At 69.7% G+C, this 14,814-nt stretch carries 13 protein-coding genes, 1 tRNA gene and 1 pseudogene; 8 read left to right on the top strand and 7 right to left on the bottom strand.

Features of this window, described 5'->3' with window-relative positions; all coding sequences use genetic code 11:
- The first annotated feature begins 134 nt into the window (after positions 1–134).
- Positions 135–2,069 carry an ABC transporter ATP-binding protein gene (locus tag H9641_RS17825; protein WP_191805790.1) on the top strand — a complete coding sequence of 645 codons (1,935 nt, stop codon included), beginning with the start codon at positions 135–137 and terminating at the stop codon, positions 2,067–2,069.
- A gap of 28 nt (positions 2,070–2,097) precedes the next feature.
- Here H9641_RS17825 and H9641_RS17820 read toward each other — a convergent pair whose 3' ends face one another.
- The 3 genes from H9641_RS17820 to H9641_RS17810 all read right to left on the bottom strand — a co-directional run bounded on the left by H9641_RS17820 (position 2,098) and on the right by H9641_RS17810 (position 5,621).
- Positions 2,098–2,697, bottom strand: coding sequence for an NUDIX domain-containing protein (locus tag H9641_RS17820; RefSeq protein WP_191805756.1), 600 nt, complete (start codon positions 2,695–2,697; stop codon positions 2,098–2,100).
- Between the two features lie 119 nt (positions 2,698–2,816).
- Positions 2,817–4,286 carry a 30S ribosomal protein S1 gene (gene rpsA, locus H9641_RS17815; RefSeq protein ID WP_056651541.1) on the bottom strand — a complete coding sequence of 490 codons (1,470 nt, stop codon included), beginning with the start codon at positions 4,284–4,286 and terminating at the stop codon, positions 2,817–2,819.
- A gap of 309 nt (positions 4,287–4,595) precedes the next feature.
- Positions 4,596–5,621 carry a 6-phosphofructokinase gene (locus H9641_RS17810; protein WP_056652217.1) on the bottom strand — a complete coding sequence of 342 codons (1,026 nt, stop codon included), beginning with the start codon at positions 5,619–5,621 and terminating at the stop codon, positions 4,596–4,598.
- Positions 5,622–5,752: 131 nt separating this feature from the next.
- On the opposite strand from H9641_RS17810, the gene H9641_RS17805 reads away from it, so the two are divergent.
- Together H9641_RS17805 and H9641_RS17800 are read left to right on the top strand one after the other, a co-directional pair.
- Entirely contained in the window at positions 5,753–6,562 is an 810-nt protein-coding gene (locus H9641_RS17805) for a class I SAM-dependent methyltransferase (RefSeq protein WP_191805755.1), read from the top strand.
- 138 nt (positions 6,563–6,700) lie between these two features.
- A complete protein-coding gene (locus tag H9641_RS17800; RefSeq protein WP_225220676.1) occupies positions 6,701–6,916 on the top strand; it encodes a helix-turn-helix domain-containing protein in 216 nt (71 codons plus the stop codon).
- A gap of 72 nt (positions 6,917–6,988) precedes the next feature.
- Here the strand turns inward: H9641_RS17800 and polA are convergent, their stop codons facing one another.
- The gene (gene polA / locus H9641_RS17795) at positions 6,989–9,622 is read right to left on the bottom strand and encodes a DNA polymerase I (protein WP_404821969.1); all 2,634 of its coding nucleotides are present in this window, start codon (positions 9,620–9,622) and stop codon (positions 6,989–6,991) included.
- 67 nt (positions 9,623–9,689) lie between these two features.
- Between polA and H9641_RS17790 the strand changes: the two genes are divergently transcribed.
- Positions 9,690–10,136 (top strand): hotdog fold thioesterase, encoded by a 447-nt coding sequence (locus H9641_RS17790; protein ID WP_056761907.1) that lies wholly within the window; start codon positions 9,690–9,692, stop codon positions 10,134–10,136.
- Between the two features lie 73 nt (positions 10,137–10,209).
- On the opposite strand, the gene H9641_RS17785 is transcribed toward H9641_RS17790, so the two are convergent.
- Together H9641_RS17785 and H9641_RS17780 are read right to left on the bottom strand one after the other, a co-directional pair.
- Positions 10,210–10,863, bottom strand: coding sequence for a GNAT family N-acetyltransferase (locus H9641_RS17785; protein ID WP_191805754.1), 654 nt, complete (start codon positions 10,861–10,863; stop codon positions 10,210–10,212).
- Between the two features lie 212 nt (positions 10,864–11,075).
- Positions 11,076–11,774 (bottom strand): ANTAR domain-containing response regulator, encoded by a 699-nt coding sequence (locus H9641_RS17780; RefSeq protein WP_191805753.1) that lies wholly within the window; start codon positions 11,772–11,774, stop codon positions 11,076–11,078.
- A 120-nt stretch (positions 11,775–11,894) separates the two neighbouring features.
- Here H9641_RS17780 and H9641_RS17775 point away from each other — a divergent pair.
- The 4 genes from H9641_RS17775 (at position 11,895) to H9641_RS17760 (ending at position 13,861) form a co-directional block, all read left to right on the top strand.
- Positions 11,895–11,968, top strand: a tRNA-Leu gene (locus H9641_RS17775).
- Between the two features lie 158 nt (positions 11,969–12,126).
- Positions 12,127–12,387, top strand: a complete 261-nt coding sequence (locus H9641_RS17770) for a helix-turn-helix domain-containing protein (RefSeq protein WP_191805752.1) — start codon at positions 12,127–12,129, stop codon at positions 12,385–12,387.
- Positions 12,384–13,307, top strand: coding sequence for a site-specific integrase (locus tag H9641_RS17765; RefSeq protein ID WP_191805751.1), 924 nt, complete (start codon positions 12,384–12,386; stop codon positions 13,305–13,307). The genes H9641_RS17770 and H9641_RS17765 overlap by 4 nt, the downstream gene beginning before the upstream one ends.
- A complete protein-coding gene (locus H9641_RS17760; RefSeq protein WP_191805750.1) occupies positions 13,307–13,861 on the top strand; it encodes a hypothetical protein in 555 nt (184 codons plus the stop codon). The genes H9641_RS17765 and H9641_RS17760 overlap by 1 nt, the downstream gene beginning before the upstream one ends.
- Before the next feature lie 107 nt (positions 13,862–13,968).
- On the opposite strand, the pseudogene thyA reads toward H9641_RS17760, so the two are convergent.
- Positions 13,969–14,382 (bottom strand): annotated as a pseudogene (gene thyA, locus H9641_RS17755) (thymidylate synthase); the annotation flags it as partial.
- Positions 14,383–14,814 lie beyond the last annotated feature (432 nt).

The following is a 14,814-nucleotide window of genomic DNA, read 5'->3' as shown; positions in this document are numbered from 1 at the left end:
CCGGACAGGATATTGTGAACCAACTCATGGTGAGGTAGGCTCACTACCGGCGTCGAGGCCCCTCCTCCGCCGCTCCCCTCCGACCCTCTGGAGGCCACGTGTCCTTCCCCTCTCCCTTCGGCGGCGGCTCCGGCATGCGCACCTTCCGCCAGGACTCCTCGATCACCAAGCAACGACTGCACCGCGGGACCGTCCGGCGGATCCTCGGCTTCGCGCGCCCCTACAAGGCGCAGCTCGCCGTGTTCCTCGTGCTCATCGCGCTCAACGCCGCGGCCGGCGCCGTGACCCCGCTCCTCTTCAAGGCCCTCATCGACGACGGCATCACGGCGGGCCGGGTCGACGTGGTCGTGCGGATCGCCCTCGTCGTCGCACTCCTCGCCCTGGTCTCGGGGGTCCTGAGCGTCGGTGAGCGCTGGTACTCGGCACGCGTGGGCGAAGGCCTCATCTTCGACCTGCGGACCGCGGTGTTCGACCACGTCCAGCGCATGCCGCTCGCGTTCTTCAGCCGCACCCGCACCGGCGCCCTCGTCCAGCGGCTCAACGGGGACGTCCTCGGAGCCCAGCAGGCCTTCACCTCGACGCTGTCCAACGTCTTCTCCAACCTGCTGACCGTGGTGTTCGTGCTCGCGGCGATGCTCTCCATGTCGTGGGAGCTCACCCTCATCGCGCTCGCGCTCCTGCCCGTGTTCGTGCTGCCCGCACGCTGGGTCGGCCGCCGGCTCGCGGGCATCACGCGCGAGAGCTACGCCCTCAACGCCGACGCCGCGCAGATGATGAACGAACGCTTCAACGTCGCAGGCGCCCACCTCGTGAAGATCTTCGGGCGCCCCGCGCAGGAGTCCGCGACCTACGCCGAGCAGGCCGGACGCGTGCGCGACATCGGCGTGACCTCCGCCATGTACGCGACGGTCTTCCGGGTCGCGCTGACGACCGTCGCCTCGGTCGCCGTCGCGATCGTCTACGGGCTCGGCGGCCTCATGGCCATCCGCGGGACGCTCACGGTCGGCGTGGTCGTCGCGCTGACCGCCTACCTCGCTCGCCTGTACGGCCCGCTCACCGCGCTGTCCAACGTCCAGGTGGACGTCATGACCGCGCTCGTCAGCTTCGAGCGGGTGCTCGAGGTCCTCGACCTCGAGCCGTCCGTCACGGACGCACCGGACGCCGGCGACCTGTCCGACGACGTCGCTCACCACGGCGCGACGCTCGCCCTCGAGCACGTCACCTTCCGCTACCCGGGCGCCGCGGACGTCTCGCTCGCGTCGCTCGAGGCCGTGGCGACCGAGTCCTCCGACCCGACGACCGACACGCTCACCGAGGTCTCGTTCGCCGTGCCCGCGGGCGCCATCGTCGCGATCGTCGGACCCTCGGGAGCGGGCAAGACCACGATCTCGCAGCTCGTCACGCGCATGTACGACCCGACGGGTGGCTCCGTGCGCATCGCGGGCCGCGACCTGCGCGACGTGACGCAGCGGTCGCTCCAGGACACCGTGGGGGTCGTCTCCCAGGAGGCGCACCTGTTCCACGACACCATCGCCGGCAACCTCCGCTACGCGAAGCCCGCGGCCACGGACGCCGAGCTGTGGACCGCCCTGCGGCAGGCGCACGTCGCCGACCTCGTCGAGTCGCTCCCCGCAGGCCTTGAGACGGTGGTCGGGGACCGCGGCTACCGTCTCTCGGGTGGCGAGCGTCAGCGCCTGGCCATCGCCCGGCTGTTCCTCAAGGCACCCTCGCTCGTCGTCCTCGACGAGGCGACCGCGCACCTCGACTCCGAGTCCGAGGCCGCCGTCCAGCTCGCCCTGGACGCGGCGCTCCAGGGACGCACCTCGCTCGTGATCGCGCACCGGCTCTCGACGGTCCGCCAGGCGGACATGATCGTCGTGCTCGACCAGGGACGCGTCGTGAGCACCGGGACCCACTCCGAGCTCCTGGCGCACGGCGGGCTCTACGCGGAGCTGTACCGGACGCAGTTCGCGACGGACGGCGACGGGGCCGCGCACGACGGCGCGACCGGGACCACCCGTCCGGACGGTCTCGTGGTCTCCGCGCACGTGGAGGGCGTGGTCGCCTGACGTGCGGTCGGGCGCAACGCCCGGGTGCTCACACGAACCGGCCGAGCCACAGTCCTGCCAGTGCGAGCGCCGCGATGCTCTCGCCGTCGCGGATCCTCCCGTCGGCGACCATCCCCAGGACCTGCCCGAAGGGCAGGACCTCGACGCGGGAGATCCCCTCCTCGGCCTGTGCGGCCGAGGGGGCACGTCCGTCCCGGTCGCCGGCTCCTGCGTCGGCGCCTCGGGCGTCCGCGACGGGCGGGAAGCCCGTCAGCCCTCGAGCCACGAAGACGTGCTCGGGGGCGTTCGCCACCCCGTTGAGGGCGTCCATTCCTCCGACGTGCACCCACTCCCGGGCGCGAAGCCCGGTCTCCTCGAGGAGCTCGCGCCGGGCCGCGACCAAGGGGTCCTCGCCGTCGGTCGCTCCTGCCGGAACCTCGATCGAGACGGACCCGGTCGCGTACCGGTGCTGGGTCACGAGCACGACCTCGTCGGCGTCGGTGAGGGCCACGACGAAGACCGACGGCCACCGCATCTCGACCACGCCGTAGATCCCGGGCGCCCCGTCCGGCCGGACGACCTGGTCCTCCCGGACCCTGATCCACGGGTTCTCGTACACGGTCCTGGTGCTCTGGGTGGTCCACGGCATCGTCACACCCTAGGCGACCCGGCGTGCCGCGCTCGCCGACCCCAGACACGACAGGACCCGCCACCCGAAGGTGGCGGGTCCTGTCAGAAGATCACCCTGGCCGCGAAGCCAGGAGGAGATCAGTTACCCGTGAGCTTCTCGCGCAGAGCGGCGAGCGCCTCGTCCGAGGCCAGCGTGCCGGCAGCCTCGTCCTGGACCGGGGTCGAGGAGTAGGTCGCTGCCGAGCTGGTGGACTCGCCCGACGTGACGGCCTCGTCGTCGGCCTTGAGAGCCTCGGCGACCTGCTTGCGGTGAGCCTCCCAGCGCTCGTGAGCCTTCGCGTACTGCGACTCCCACGTCTCGCGCTGAGCCTCGAAGCCCTCGAGCCACTCGTTGGTCTCGGGGTCGAAGCCCTCGGGGTACTTGTAGTTCCCCTGCTCGTCGTACTCGGCAGCCATGCCGTACAGCGCGGGGTCGAAGTCGTCCGACTCCGGGTCCACGCCCTCGTTAGCCTGCTTGAGCGACAGCGAGATGCGGCGACGCTCGAGGTCGATGTCGATGACCTTGACGAAGACCTCGTCACCGACGTTGACGACCTGCTCGGGCAGCTCGACGTGGCGGACAGCCAGCTCGGAGATGTGCACGAGGCCCTCGATGCCGTCCTCGACGCGGACGAACGCACCGAACGGAACGAGCTTCGTGACCTTGCCCGGCACGACCTGACCGATGGCGTGCGTGCGAGCGAAGGTCTGCCACGGGTCCTCCTGCGTCGCCTTCAGCGACAGGGAGACGCGCTCGCGGTCGAAGTCGACGTCCAGGACCTCGACCGTGACCTCCTGGCCCACCTCGACGACCTCGGAGGGGTGGTCGATGTGCTTCCAGGACAGCTCGGAGACGTGCACCAGACCGTCGACGCCGCCGAGGTCCACGAACGCACCGAAGTTGACGATCGAGGAGACGACACCGGGGCGCACCTGGCCCTTCTGCAGCGTCTGCAGGAAGGTCGAGCGAACCTCGGACTGCGTCTGCTCGAGCCACGCACGACGCGACAGGACGACGTTGTTGCGGTTCTTGTCGAGCTCGATGATCTTCGCCTCGATCTCCTTGCCGACGTACGGCTGGAGGTCGCGGACGCGACGCATCTCCACCAGCGACGCGGGCAGGAAGCCGCGCAGGCCGATGTCGAGGATGAGGCCGCCCTTGACGACCTCGATGACGGTGCCGGTGACGACGCCGTCCTCTTCCTTGATCTTCTCGATCGTGCCCCAGGCACGCTCGTACTGAGCGCGCTTCTTGGAGAGGATCAGGCGACCTTCCTTGTCCTCCTTCTGGAGGACGAGGGCCTCGACTGCGTCACCGACCTTGACGACGTCCCCGGGGTCCACGTCGTGCTTGATGGACAGCTCGCGGGAGGGGATGACGCCCTCGGTCTTGTAGCCGATGTCGAGGAGAACCTCGTCGCGGTCGACCTTGACGATCGTGCCTTCGACAATGTCACCGTCATTGAAGTACTTGATGGTGGCGTCGATGGCGGCAAGGAAGTCCTCTTCGGTGCCGATGTCGTTGATGGCAACCTGAGGTGCGGACTTCGCGGGGGTGGAGATGGTCATTGAGTTCGATGCTCCGATGCGGACAGGAAGTAGTTCGGATAGGGATGCTGCTGTGGTGGTCACCACCGGTGACCTCCGCTCCGAGCACGGAACGGTCCCGCCACGACGGACACGGATCGGCATCACGTCTCAGGCAGAAGGTAGGGCGGTAGGCGCACTGCACCGTCAGACATCTTATCGGCGGAAAGGCGCAGGGGTCAAAGGGAGATTCTGGCAGTCTCCCCCGAGCGTGGGAACGCACCCGCCCGACGACGCGCGACGGCCGCCCGTGGTCCCACGGACGGCCGTCGCGCAGTACGTGTGCGCCGGTCAGGACAGCGCGTGCGCGACGCGCAGCAGCTCCGCCGGGACGTGCTTGACCTTGCCGGCGATCTCGTCGAGCGGCACCAGGACGACGCTCTCCCCGCGCAACGCGGTCATGACCTTCGACTCGCCGCGCGAGATGGCGTCGACCGCGGCCACGCCGAAGCGGCTGCCGAGGATGCGGTCCGTCGGCGTGGGCTCCCCGCCGCGCTGGACGTGCCCGAGGACGGTCAGGCGCGTGTCGAACCCCGTGCGCTTGGCGATCTCCGCCGAGACACGCTCGCCGATCGACCCTGCGATGATCTCGCCGTACTTGCCGAGCTCCTGCGTGAAGTTCATGCTGCTGCCCTCGCGCGGCACGGCCCCCTCGGCGACGACCACGATCGAGAAGTTGGCGTGCGCACGGTGGCGGTGACGCAGGAACTTCTCGATGGCGTCCATGTCGAACGGGTCCTCGGGGGCGAGCACGACCTCGGCGCCACCGGCGATGCCCGCGTTCACCGCGATCCAGCCCGCGTGGCGGCCCATGACCTCGACGACCATGACACGGTTGTGGCTCTCGGCGGTCGTGTGCACACGGTCGATCGCCTCGGTCGCGATGTTGACGGCCGTGTGGAACCCGATCGACAGGTCGGTGCCCTCCACGTCGTTGTCGATCGTCTTGGGGATCGCGACGATGTTCACACCGGCGTCCGCGACCTTGCTCGCCGCGTGCAGCGTGCCGTCGCCGCCGATGCAGATCATGGCGTCGAGGCGCTCGGCCTCGACCGTGGCCAGGACCGCGTCGATCCCACCGTCGGAGGCGTGCGGGTGAAAACGCGCCGTCCCCAGAAGGGTCCCCCCGACCGGGAGCACGTTGCGGATGTCCTGGCGCCCGAGCGGGATGATGTCGCCGTCGACGACGCCCTTCCACCCGTTCCGGAACCCGATGATCGTGTGTCCGTACTCGCCCATCCCCTGCTTGACGACGGCCCTGATGGCCGCGTTCAAACCGGGGCAGTCCCCGCCACCTGTGAGCAGACCGATGCGCAACTCGAACCTCGTCTCGTGATGAGTGATCGTCGGAAGGCGGACCAGCGCCATCGCTCGACCGACCAGCCCCTACCCTATCGATCACCTGGGCGGATGCTGACGCACGCCCCTCGTCGCGAGACGATAGATGCATGACGGATGAGACGATCGGATCGGTCGGGTACCGGGACGTCCCGGCGGAGCAGGGCGGCGCCGCGGGTCGCACCTGGTGGGACGCCAACGCCGAGGAGTACCTCGACGAGCACGGGGACTTCCTGGGGGCGGTCGACTTCTGCTGGTGCCCCGAGGGGCTCCGCGAGGCCGACGCGCACCTCCTGGGAGACCTGGACGGGCGGCGCGTGCTCGAGGTCGGCGCGGGCGCCGCGCAGTGCTCGCGCTGGCTCGCCGCGCGCGGCGTCGAGGTCGTCGCGACCGACGTGTCGGGCGGCATGCTGCGCAGGGGCGCCGCGCTCAACGCTTCGACCGGGGTCCCGGTCCCGCTGGTCCAGGCGGACGCCCGGCGACTACCGTTCGCCGACGCGAGCTTCGACGTCGCCTTCACGTCGTTCGGCGCCATCCCCTTCGTGCCCGACGCCGGAGCGATCCATCGCGAGGTCGCTCGCGTCCTGCGGCCCGGGGGGTCGTGGGTCTTCTCGGTGACCCATCCGCTGCGCTGGGCCTTCCCCGACGACCCGAGCACGCACGGGCTGACCGCGAACCGTTCGTACTTCGACCGTCGACCCTACGTCGAGACCGACACCGCCGGGCGTGTCGCCTATGCCGAGTACCACCGCACGTTCGGGGACCACGTCCGCGAGGTCGTCGCCGCCGGACTCCTGGTCGAGGACGTCGTGGAGCCCGAGTGGCCGGCTGACAACCAGGAGGTCTGGGGCGGCTGGGGGCCGGTGCGGGGCGCGTACCTCCCCGGCACGGCGATCTTCCGGACCCGCAGCGCGGTCTGATCCACCGGCACGTCGCACCTAGCGCGTCAACATGGGTTGACGCACTACGAGACGTCAACCTATGTTGACAACGTGGCGACTGCTCGCCACCTGGACCGGGGAGACCCGCTACCGGAGGTACCGATGAAGGAGCCCGACATGACGATGCTCGTCCGCGCGGCCGACGACGACGATCCGCTGCGCGCGCTCGCGGCGCTCCGCGACCTCCGGGACGAGGCCGACCGGCGCGAGGCTCTCGTCGTCCGCCGCGCAAGGTCCCGCGGGATTCCCTGGGCGGCGATCGCGACGATCCTGGGGGTCAGCCGTCAGGCGGTCCACAAGAAGTACGGCGGCTCGCGCTTCACGCGGTCCTGAGCCTCGGACGGCGGAGGGCCGCCCGCTGACGGCGGACGGCCCTGCACTCTCCTGCCGAGGGCGGACGGGGTGTCAGTGGCCGGCGTCGTGCCAGGTGCGGCCTGCTCCCACCGAGACGTCGAGCGGGACCGAGAGGTCGGCGGCTGCCCCCATCTCGCGGCGCAGGAGCTCCTCGACCACGTCCCGCTCCTCCGCTGCGACCTCGACCACGAGCTCGTCGTGAACCTGGAGCAGCAGGCGCGAGCGCAGGTTCTGCTCGTCGATCGCGCGCTGGACGCCCAGCATCGCGACCTTGATGATGTCGGCTGCGCTGCCCTGGATGGGGGCGTTGAGCGCCATGCGCTCGGCCATGTCGCGGCGCTGGCGGTTGTCGCTCGTGAGGTCCGGCAGGTAGCGGCGACGCCCCAGGATGGTCGCGGTGTAGCCCGTGACCCGAGCTTCGTCGACGACGCCCGTGAGGTAGTCGCGCACGCCGCCGAAGCGCTTGAAGTAGTCCTCCATGAGACCTGCGGCCTCGCCGACCGAGATGTTGAGCTGCTGCGAGAGGCCGAACGAGGACAGGCCGTATGCCAGGCCGTAGGACATCGCCTTGATCTTGGAGCGCATGGCCGGGGTGACCTGGTCCGTCGGGACGTCGAACACGCGCGAGCCCACGTAGCTGTGCAGGTCCTCGCCCGACCGGAACGCTTCGATGAGGCCCTCGTCGCCCGACAGGTGCGCCATGATGCGCATCTCGATTTGGCTGTAGTCCGCGGTCAGCAGGGTCTCGTAGCCCTCGCCCACCACGAACGCGCGGCGGATCCGGCGCGCGGCCTCGGTGCGGATGGGGATGTTCTGCAGGTTCGGGTCGGTCGAGCTGAGCCGCCCGGTCGCCGCGATGGTCTGCTGGAACGTCGTGTGGATGCGCCCGTCCGGAGCGACCGACTTGAGTAGCCCCTCGACCGTCTGGCGCAGGCGCGTGGCGTCGCGGTGGGCGAGCAGGTGCTCGAGGAACGGGTGGCCGGTCTTGGCGAACAGGTCCGCGAGGGCCGCGGCGTCCGTCGTGTACCCCGTCTTGATCTTCTTGGTCTTGGGCATGCCCAGCTGGTCGAACAGGACCTCCTGGAGCTGCTTGGGCGAGCCCAGGTTCACCTCGCGCCCGATCACGTCGTACGCCTCGGTCGCGGCCGTCGCGACGAGCTCGCTGAAGTGCTTCTCGAGCTCGGTGAGGTACTCGACGTCCGCGGCGATGCCGCGCGACTCCATGCGGGCGAGCACGTCGACGAGCGGCAGCTCGAGGTCCTTGAGCAGGTGGTCCGCGCCGCGGTCCCGCAGCTCACCCACCAGCACCTCCGAGAGGTCCAGGACTCCGGCGGCGCGCACGGCGTCCCTCTTGTCCTCGCCCGAGCCGTCGAGCGAGAGATCAAGTGCTCCCTGGGGCTCGTCGTCGACGGCCTCGACGCGTAGCTCGCGCTTGAGGTGCCGGATCGCGAGGTCGCCCAGGTCGTAGCCGCGCTGGTCCGGGTGGCACAGGTAGGCCGCAAGCTCGGTGTCGAACACGACGCCCTGCAGGTCGAAACCGCGTGCCGCGAGCTCGTGCCACGTGGCCTTGGCCCCGTGCACGACCTTGGGCGCGTCGGCGTCCGCGAGCCACGCCGAGAGCGCCTGCTCGTCGACGACCGCGACGCTGGCGAGGTCCACCGCGACCGCTGCGGCGCCGTCGTCCGCCACAGCGAGCGACCATGCGTCCCCGCCTACCGGGGCCGCCTTGCCCGCGACCACGAGGCCCACCGGGCGCTCCTTGCGGGCCGTGAGCCAGCCACCGAGCTCCCCCTGCCCGAGCGTGGCGAGCGACACGTCGAAGCCCTCCTCGACGTCCTCCTCGCCCTCGGGGGCGAGCGCGAACAGGCGCTCGCGCAGGGCCGTGAACTCCAGGGCGTCGAACACGCGGTGCATTGCCTCGCGATCCCACGGCTGGACCAGAAGGTCGTCCGGGCCGAGCGGGAGCTCCATGTCCGTCAGCAGGGCGTTGAGCTGGCGGTTGAGGCGCACCTGGTCAAGGTTGGCCCGCAGGTTCTCCCCGGCCTTGCCCGTGATCTTGTCGGCCGAGGCGAGCACGCCGTCCAGGCCGTCGTACGCGTTGATCCACTTGGCGGCCGTCTTGGGGCCCACGCCCGGGATGCCGGGGAGGTTGTCGCTCGTCTCACCGACGAGGGCCGCGAGGTCCGGGTAGCGCTCGGGCGGGACGCCGTACTTCTCGAGGACCGCGTCCGGGGTCATGCGCGCCAGGGTCGAGACGCCGACCTTGGGGTAGAGCACCGTCACGTCCTCGTCGACGAGCTGGAACGAGTCGCGGTCTCCCGAGCAGACCAGGACCTCCATGCCCGCGGCTGCCGCCTGGGTCGCGAGGGTCGCGAAGATGTCGTCCGCCTCGAAGTTCTCCTTCTGCAGGACCGGGATGTTGAGCGTCGCGAGGATGTCCTTGATGAGCGGGACCTGACCCTTGAAGGGCTCGGGGCTGGCGTCGCGCGTGCCCTTGTAGGTCGGCAGGACCTCGGTGCGGAACGACGCACGCCCGGCGTCGAACGCGACCGCGACGTGCGTCGGCTTCTCGTCGCGCAGCAGGTTCGTCAGCATCGAGACGAACCCGTAGACGGCGTTCGTCGACTGCCCCGTGGTCGTCGAGAACTTCTCGACCGGCAGGGCGAAATAGGCCCGGTAGGCCATCGAGTGTCCGTCGATCAGCAGGAGGCGAGGTCGCGAAGTGGTGGTCACGAGTGCAAACCTATCCGCTATGACTGACACGCACGGAGCCGAGAGCCCGACCACCTTCCCCGACGACGCGGCACTCGCAGCGCTGCGGGCCAGCACCGCGGGCACCCTCATCGAACGCATGGGCATCACGCTCGTCGAGGTCGCGCCCGACCGCGTCACCGGCAGCATGCCGGTCGCGGGCAACACCCAGCCGGCGGGGCTCCTGCACGGCGGAGCCTCGGTCGTCCTCGCCGAGACCCTCGGCTCGATCGCAGCCCAGATCCACGCGGGCGAGGGGCGCGCGGCCGTGGGCATCGAGATCAACGCCACGCACCACCGCGGGGTGCGTTCAGGGTCGGTGCACGGCGTCGCGACGGCTCTGCACCTGGGGCGGACGACCGCGAGCTACGAGATCGTCGTCGTCGACGACGAGGCCCGGCGGGTCTGCACGGCCCGTCTCACGTGCATGGTGCTCGACGGGCGCTGACCACGGGCGACGAGAGAGGCCCGGCGCGAAGGTCTTCCTTCGGTGCCGGGCCTCACTCGTCGGGGCGCCTGTGTCAGCGGGCTGCGGTCTCGCTCACGAGCGGGACCGTCGACTCACGGAGGTCATCGTGGAAGGCGCGCAGGTCGACGGGGCCGGTCTGTCCCTCGGTCCGGGCCTTGCGACGGCGGGCGATGAGGTCCTCGAGACCGCGGGTCCCGCGACGCGAGGCGCCCGAGTCCGCCGCGAGGCGGCGCTGGAGCACCGACGTGGAGACCACACGGTGCCCGGCGGCGGGCGCAAACCCGAGCCGGGCGAGGAAGCGCTGGACGCCGCGCGAGCCCGGGATGGGCACGGAGAAGACGTCGACCGCACCGTTCTGGGCCGCGAGCTCGGCGGTCGCGGTGAGCAGAGCGTGCCCGACCCCGCGACGGCGCGCGTCCTGCGAGACGTAGAGGGCCTCGATGTAGAGGCTCGGCTCGTCGTTGAAGATGTGCGGCTCGAGGGCGCGGGCGAGGAGGAATCCCACGGGGACGTCGTCCTGGAATGCTACGAGGATCGATCCGCCGGGGACCGCGAGGAGGACGCTCAGCTGGCGGACCAGCTTGGACTCGTCCGAGAGGCAGACCTGGGGGCCCGCGGCGGACTCACGACGCGCCTCGGCACACAGCACGGCGACGCCAGGAAGGTCGTCGCCGACCGCAGGCCTGACCACAACTGCTGCACGCACGTGGAACCTCCTCATAGGACCCTCCGACCTCGGAGCACCCCGGTGGCAGACGAGCTACCTGCCACCGACGAACGCCCCCGGTCATCGATCGACTGATGCTTCGTGAGTGTCCGGTCCGTCGAACTGGACACCTGTCCATGACGATAGCCTTGTTGAGCGTCCCGAACAAAGGGGCAGTTCACAGGCCGGTCCCGGGCGACGAGCACGCCGGATCAGGCGCCGCCGACCTGCTCGATCACGGCGTCCGCGACCTCACGCATGGTGAGGCGACGGTCCATCGAGGTCTTCTGGATCCACCGGAACGACTCCGGCTCCGAGAGCCCCATCTTGGTCATGAGCAGGCCCTTGGCGCGGTCGACGCGCTTGCGGGTCTCGAAGCGCTCGGCCAGGTCCGCGACCTCGGACTCGAGGGCGCTGATCTGCGAGTAGCGGGAGATCGCGATCTCCACGGCCGGCAGCAGGTCCGAGGGGCTGAACGGCTTGACGACGTACGCCATGGCTCCTGCGTCGCGCGCACGCTCGACGAGCTCCTTCTGGGAGAAGGCGGTCAGCAGGACGACGGGCGCGACGTGCGCCTTGCCGATCCGCTCGGCGGCCGAGATGCCGTCCAGCTCGGGCATCTTGACGTCCATGACGACGACGTCAGGCTTGAGCTCGAGCGCCAGCCTGACCGCGGTCTCACCGTCACCCGCCTCCCCGACGACGTCGAAACCTGCCTCGCGGAGCGTCTCGACGACGTCCATGCGGATCAGGGCCTCGTCCTCGGCGACGACCGCTCGACGAGCAGGACGGGCGCCCGACGGCGCGGGCGCGGCCTCGGCCACGGCGCTCGGTTCGGGCTGGATCAGGGGGGGCAGGTCGAGCGGTGCCGTGGCATCGGGCTGCGCGTTGTCGTCACTCACGTCCCTCATCGTAGTGGGAGAACACCCCCCGCGCCCCGCTGGACGGATGTGATTCTCGTTTCGTCCCGGTTCTGTGGTTCGATGGTCCACGCACCGCAGCGGGCTCTTCGAGGTCCCCTGACGGTCGATGCCCCGGTAGCCCAACCGGCAGAGGCGTTCGGCTCAAACCCGATCCAGTGTGGGTTCGAATCCCACCCGGGGCACCTCTACGTCAGGCCCGTGACCTGCGGAAACACTCCATTTGCCCCCTCTCAGAGGGGCCAAATGTGACTACCGATGTGACTACCGTTTCAAGTAGCCATCCAGAAGCACCCCGAAACGGCCAGGTGCTGTACGACACATCGCCGCATAGGTGGTGAGCATGAGCACACAGAGCCAGGCGCCTGAGACCGCCACCGAGCCCCGCGCCATCAGCACCCTCGACGAGCTGCGCGCGAGCCGGCGAGCCACCATCACCAGGGCCGAGACCGCCCGCATCCTCGACGTCGACAAGCGCACCCTGGACAAGGCCCTCGACGCCGGCGAGATCCCCCACCTGCGCGTCGGACGTCGCATCGTCGTGCCCCGCGAGAAGCTCCTCGCGCTCCTGACCAACGACCCGTCCGGTCAGGCCGCTGCATGAGCGCAAGACGTCGCAGACGCGGAGACGGTTCGGTCTTCGAGTACCGGACCGCTGCTGGCATCCGCTTCCGGATCACCTGGCGAGTCCCCATCAACCCCGACGACCCCGACGCCGGGACCAAGCGCAAGACGCAGGCAGGATTCACGACCAAGGGCGAAGCGGCGAAGGCCCTGCGGGCTGCCGTCACCGAGGTCGAGACCGGGCGCGCCACCGTCGACACGAAGGTGACCGTGTCCCAGTTCGCCGCAGACTGGCTCGCCGGACGCCGGGCATCGACGTCGACGGTCGAGACCTACCGCCGCTACGTGCGCCTGCACATCGACCCGCACATCGGGTCCGTACCGCTGGTGGACCTGCGGGCCGCGCGCATCGCCCGGCTCTACCGCGACCTCGAAGCCCGCGGCAACCACGACCGGGGCAAGGAAGGAACAGGCCTAGGACCCAACAGCGTCCGCAAGGTCCACGCCCTGCTCGTGAGCATCCTGGACGGAGCCCTGGCCGAGCACCTCATCGCCACCAACCCGGCCAAGCTCCCCCAGGCCAACCCTCCAACGGCACGGGAGGTGAAGTCCGCCAAGCCCGAGATCCACCCCTGGACTGCTGCACAGCTCAAGGCATTCCTGAGCTGGTGCCCCCACGACGACACCGACCTGTCGATGGGCTGGATCGTCGTCGGGCGCACCGGGCTACGCCGAGGAGAGCTCCTCGGCTTGCAGTGGCGCTACAAGCGGATCACGACGAGCTATGACTGCTCGACGAACGGCCGGATCGCCGACAACATCTCCAAGACGATCGGCGGCGGCGGCACGCTCTTGGCTGTCGCACCGAACGCTCCGACGAACTACCGCTACTCTGCCTACTTGTGGCAGAAGAACTTCGTAGGCAGCACGCCCATCGACGGCGTGTGCACCAACATTTGATGCGTCGCACCTGGATCGACTGCGCAGTCGCAGGGCTCATCGGAGTCCTCGGGCTCTACGGCTGCGCAGTCGCCGTGGGGATCAGTATCTCCCCCCTTTCATCGGCCACTGAGCTGGCGGTCGGCCCGTATCTGGGCGCAGTCTCCATGCTGAGCTTCGTCGGCTCCGCGAGCGTCCTTTACCTGCTCATGACGAGCAATCCGCACCGTCGACGCGTGGTCACCTCCGGCGATGGCGAGTGGAGAGTCGTTACCAGCCCTCTCGGGATCACCTGTGCGTCGTCCGCCATGGTCCCCTCCGACGCTCGCGAGGCTGCGCTGGGACGCCGGGTGGCCCGTGCACTCGTGTCGAACAATGACGCCAACGCACGCCAGGCCACGGCCAAGTCGGTGGAAGCGGTCCAGTTGCTTGGTCGGATCTACCGCCACGCCCAGCTCGATCAGCGCAACGAGTCGCTCCTTTCGCACACGTGGCCAGTCCTGCGAGCCGACGTCCTGGATTTCGAGCTTCACCGAACGCCAGAGGGGGCCGGGCCCCTCCGTTCGACGTCGTAGCACGAGACGCCGCCGCTCCCCCGGCAGGCCATACGGCGGGTCGCTCGATGTCCTCGCGCGTCGCGCGGAGCGTCGAGCAGCCCGCGTAGGTTCGCGGGACGAGATCGCTAGACCGCCACGGGTGCCTTGATCGCCGGGTGGTGCTGGTAGCCAGTGACCTGGACGTCCTCGTACGCGTAGTCGAAGATCGACGCGCGCTCGGCCAGGTGCAGCGTCGGGGCGGGGTACGGGTCGCGCCCCAGCTGCTCACGCACCTGCTGGAGGTGGTTGTCGTAGATGTGGCAGTCCCCGCCGGTCCACACGAAGTCTCCGACCTGGAGCCCGGCCTGGGCGGCGACCATGTGGGTGAGCAGGGCGTAGGACGCGACGTTGAACGGCACGCCGAGGAACAGGTCGGCGCTGCGCTGGTAGAGCTGGCACGAGAGGCGTCCGTCGGCGACGTAGAACTGGAACAGCGCGTGGCACGGCGGCAGCGCCATGTCCTCGACCTGGGCGACGTTCCACGCCGAGACGATGTGCCTGGACGGGCGGCGGGTGGCCGTGGGACGCGCGCTAACCAGGCGCATGCACTTCCTTCATTCGGTCGGGGTCGGTCACCGAGGTGGGGTCCAGGGGCCGAGGAGACCCCGGCTTGAGCTGTGGGGAGGGATGGGTCCTGGTTCGCGCGTTGGATCAAGTACCTGGTGTTGTGGTTGTCGTATAGGTGTGGGTGTGAAGGTTCGTTACACCTACCGGTTGCGTCCGGGTCAGGCCGCTGTGCGGTACCTGCTCCGTGAGTGGAGTGCGTGCCGGTTGGGACTGCCCCGGGACTGCCCCGGATTTAGTTGACTCGCGGGGTTGAGTGGTTCAGGCCGCGAGGGCCAGGGTCTGGCGTTCGGGACTGCCCCGGATTTAGTTGACTCGCGGGGTTGAGTGGTTCAGGCCGCGAGGGCCAGGGTCTGGCGTTCGAACTC

It is taken from the genome of Oerskovia merdavium (assembly GCF_014836755.1).
In the GTDB taxonomy this organism is placed as follows: Bacteria; Actinomycetota; Actinomycetes; order Actinomycetales; family Cellulomonadaceae; genus Oerskovia; species Oerskovia merdavium.
This window is presented reverse-complemented; position numbering and strand designations above follow the sequence as displayed.

Coding starts and splice junctions, on each gene's coding strand:
- H9641_RS17765 (WP_191805751.1), top strand. CDS start 12,384: ATGAGCGCAAGACGTCGCAGACGCGGAGACGGTTCGGTCTTCGAGTAC.
- H9641_RS17825 (WP_191805790.1), top strand. CDS start 135: ATGCGCACCTTCCGCCAGGACTCCTCGATCACCAAGCAACGACTGCAC.
- polA (WP_404821969.1), bottom strand. CDS start 9,622: ATGGCCTACCGGGCCTATTTCGCCCTGCCGGTCGAGAAGTTCTCGACG.
- H9641_RS17800 (WP_225220676.1), top strand. CDS start 6,701: ATGACGATGCTCGTCCGCGCGGCCGACGACGACGATCCGCTGCGCGCG.
- H9641_RS17780 (WP_191805753.1), bottom strand. CDS start 11,774: ATGAGGGACGTGAGTGACGACAACGCGCAGCCCGATGCCACGGCACCG.
- H9641_RS17760 (WP_191805750.1), top strand. CDS start 13,307: ATGCGTCGCACCTGGATCGACTGCGCAGTCGCAGGGCTCATCGGAGTC.
- H9641_RS17820 (WP_191805756.1), bottom strand. CDS start 2,697: ATGCCGTGGACCACCCAGAGCACCAGGACCGTGTACGAGAACCCGTGG.
- H9641_RS17770 (WP_191805752.1), top strand. CDS start 12,127: ATGAGCACACAGAGCCAGGCGCCTGAGACCGCCACCGAGCCCCGCGCC.
- H9641_RS17790 (WP_056761907.1), top strand. CDS start 9,690: ATGACTGACACGCACGGAGCCGAGAGCCCGACCACCTTCCCCGACGAC.
- H9641_RS17805 (WP_191805755.1), top strand. CDS start 5,753: ATGACGGATGAGACGATCGGATCGGTCGGGTACCGGGACGTCCCGGCG.
- rpsA (WP_056651541.1), bottom strand. CDS start 4,286: ATGACCATCTCCACCCCCGCGAAGTCCGCACCTCAGGTTGCCATCAAC.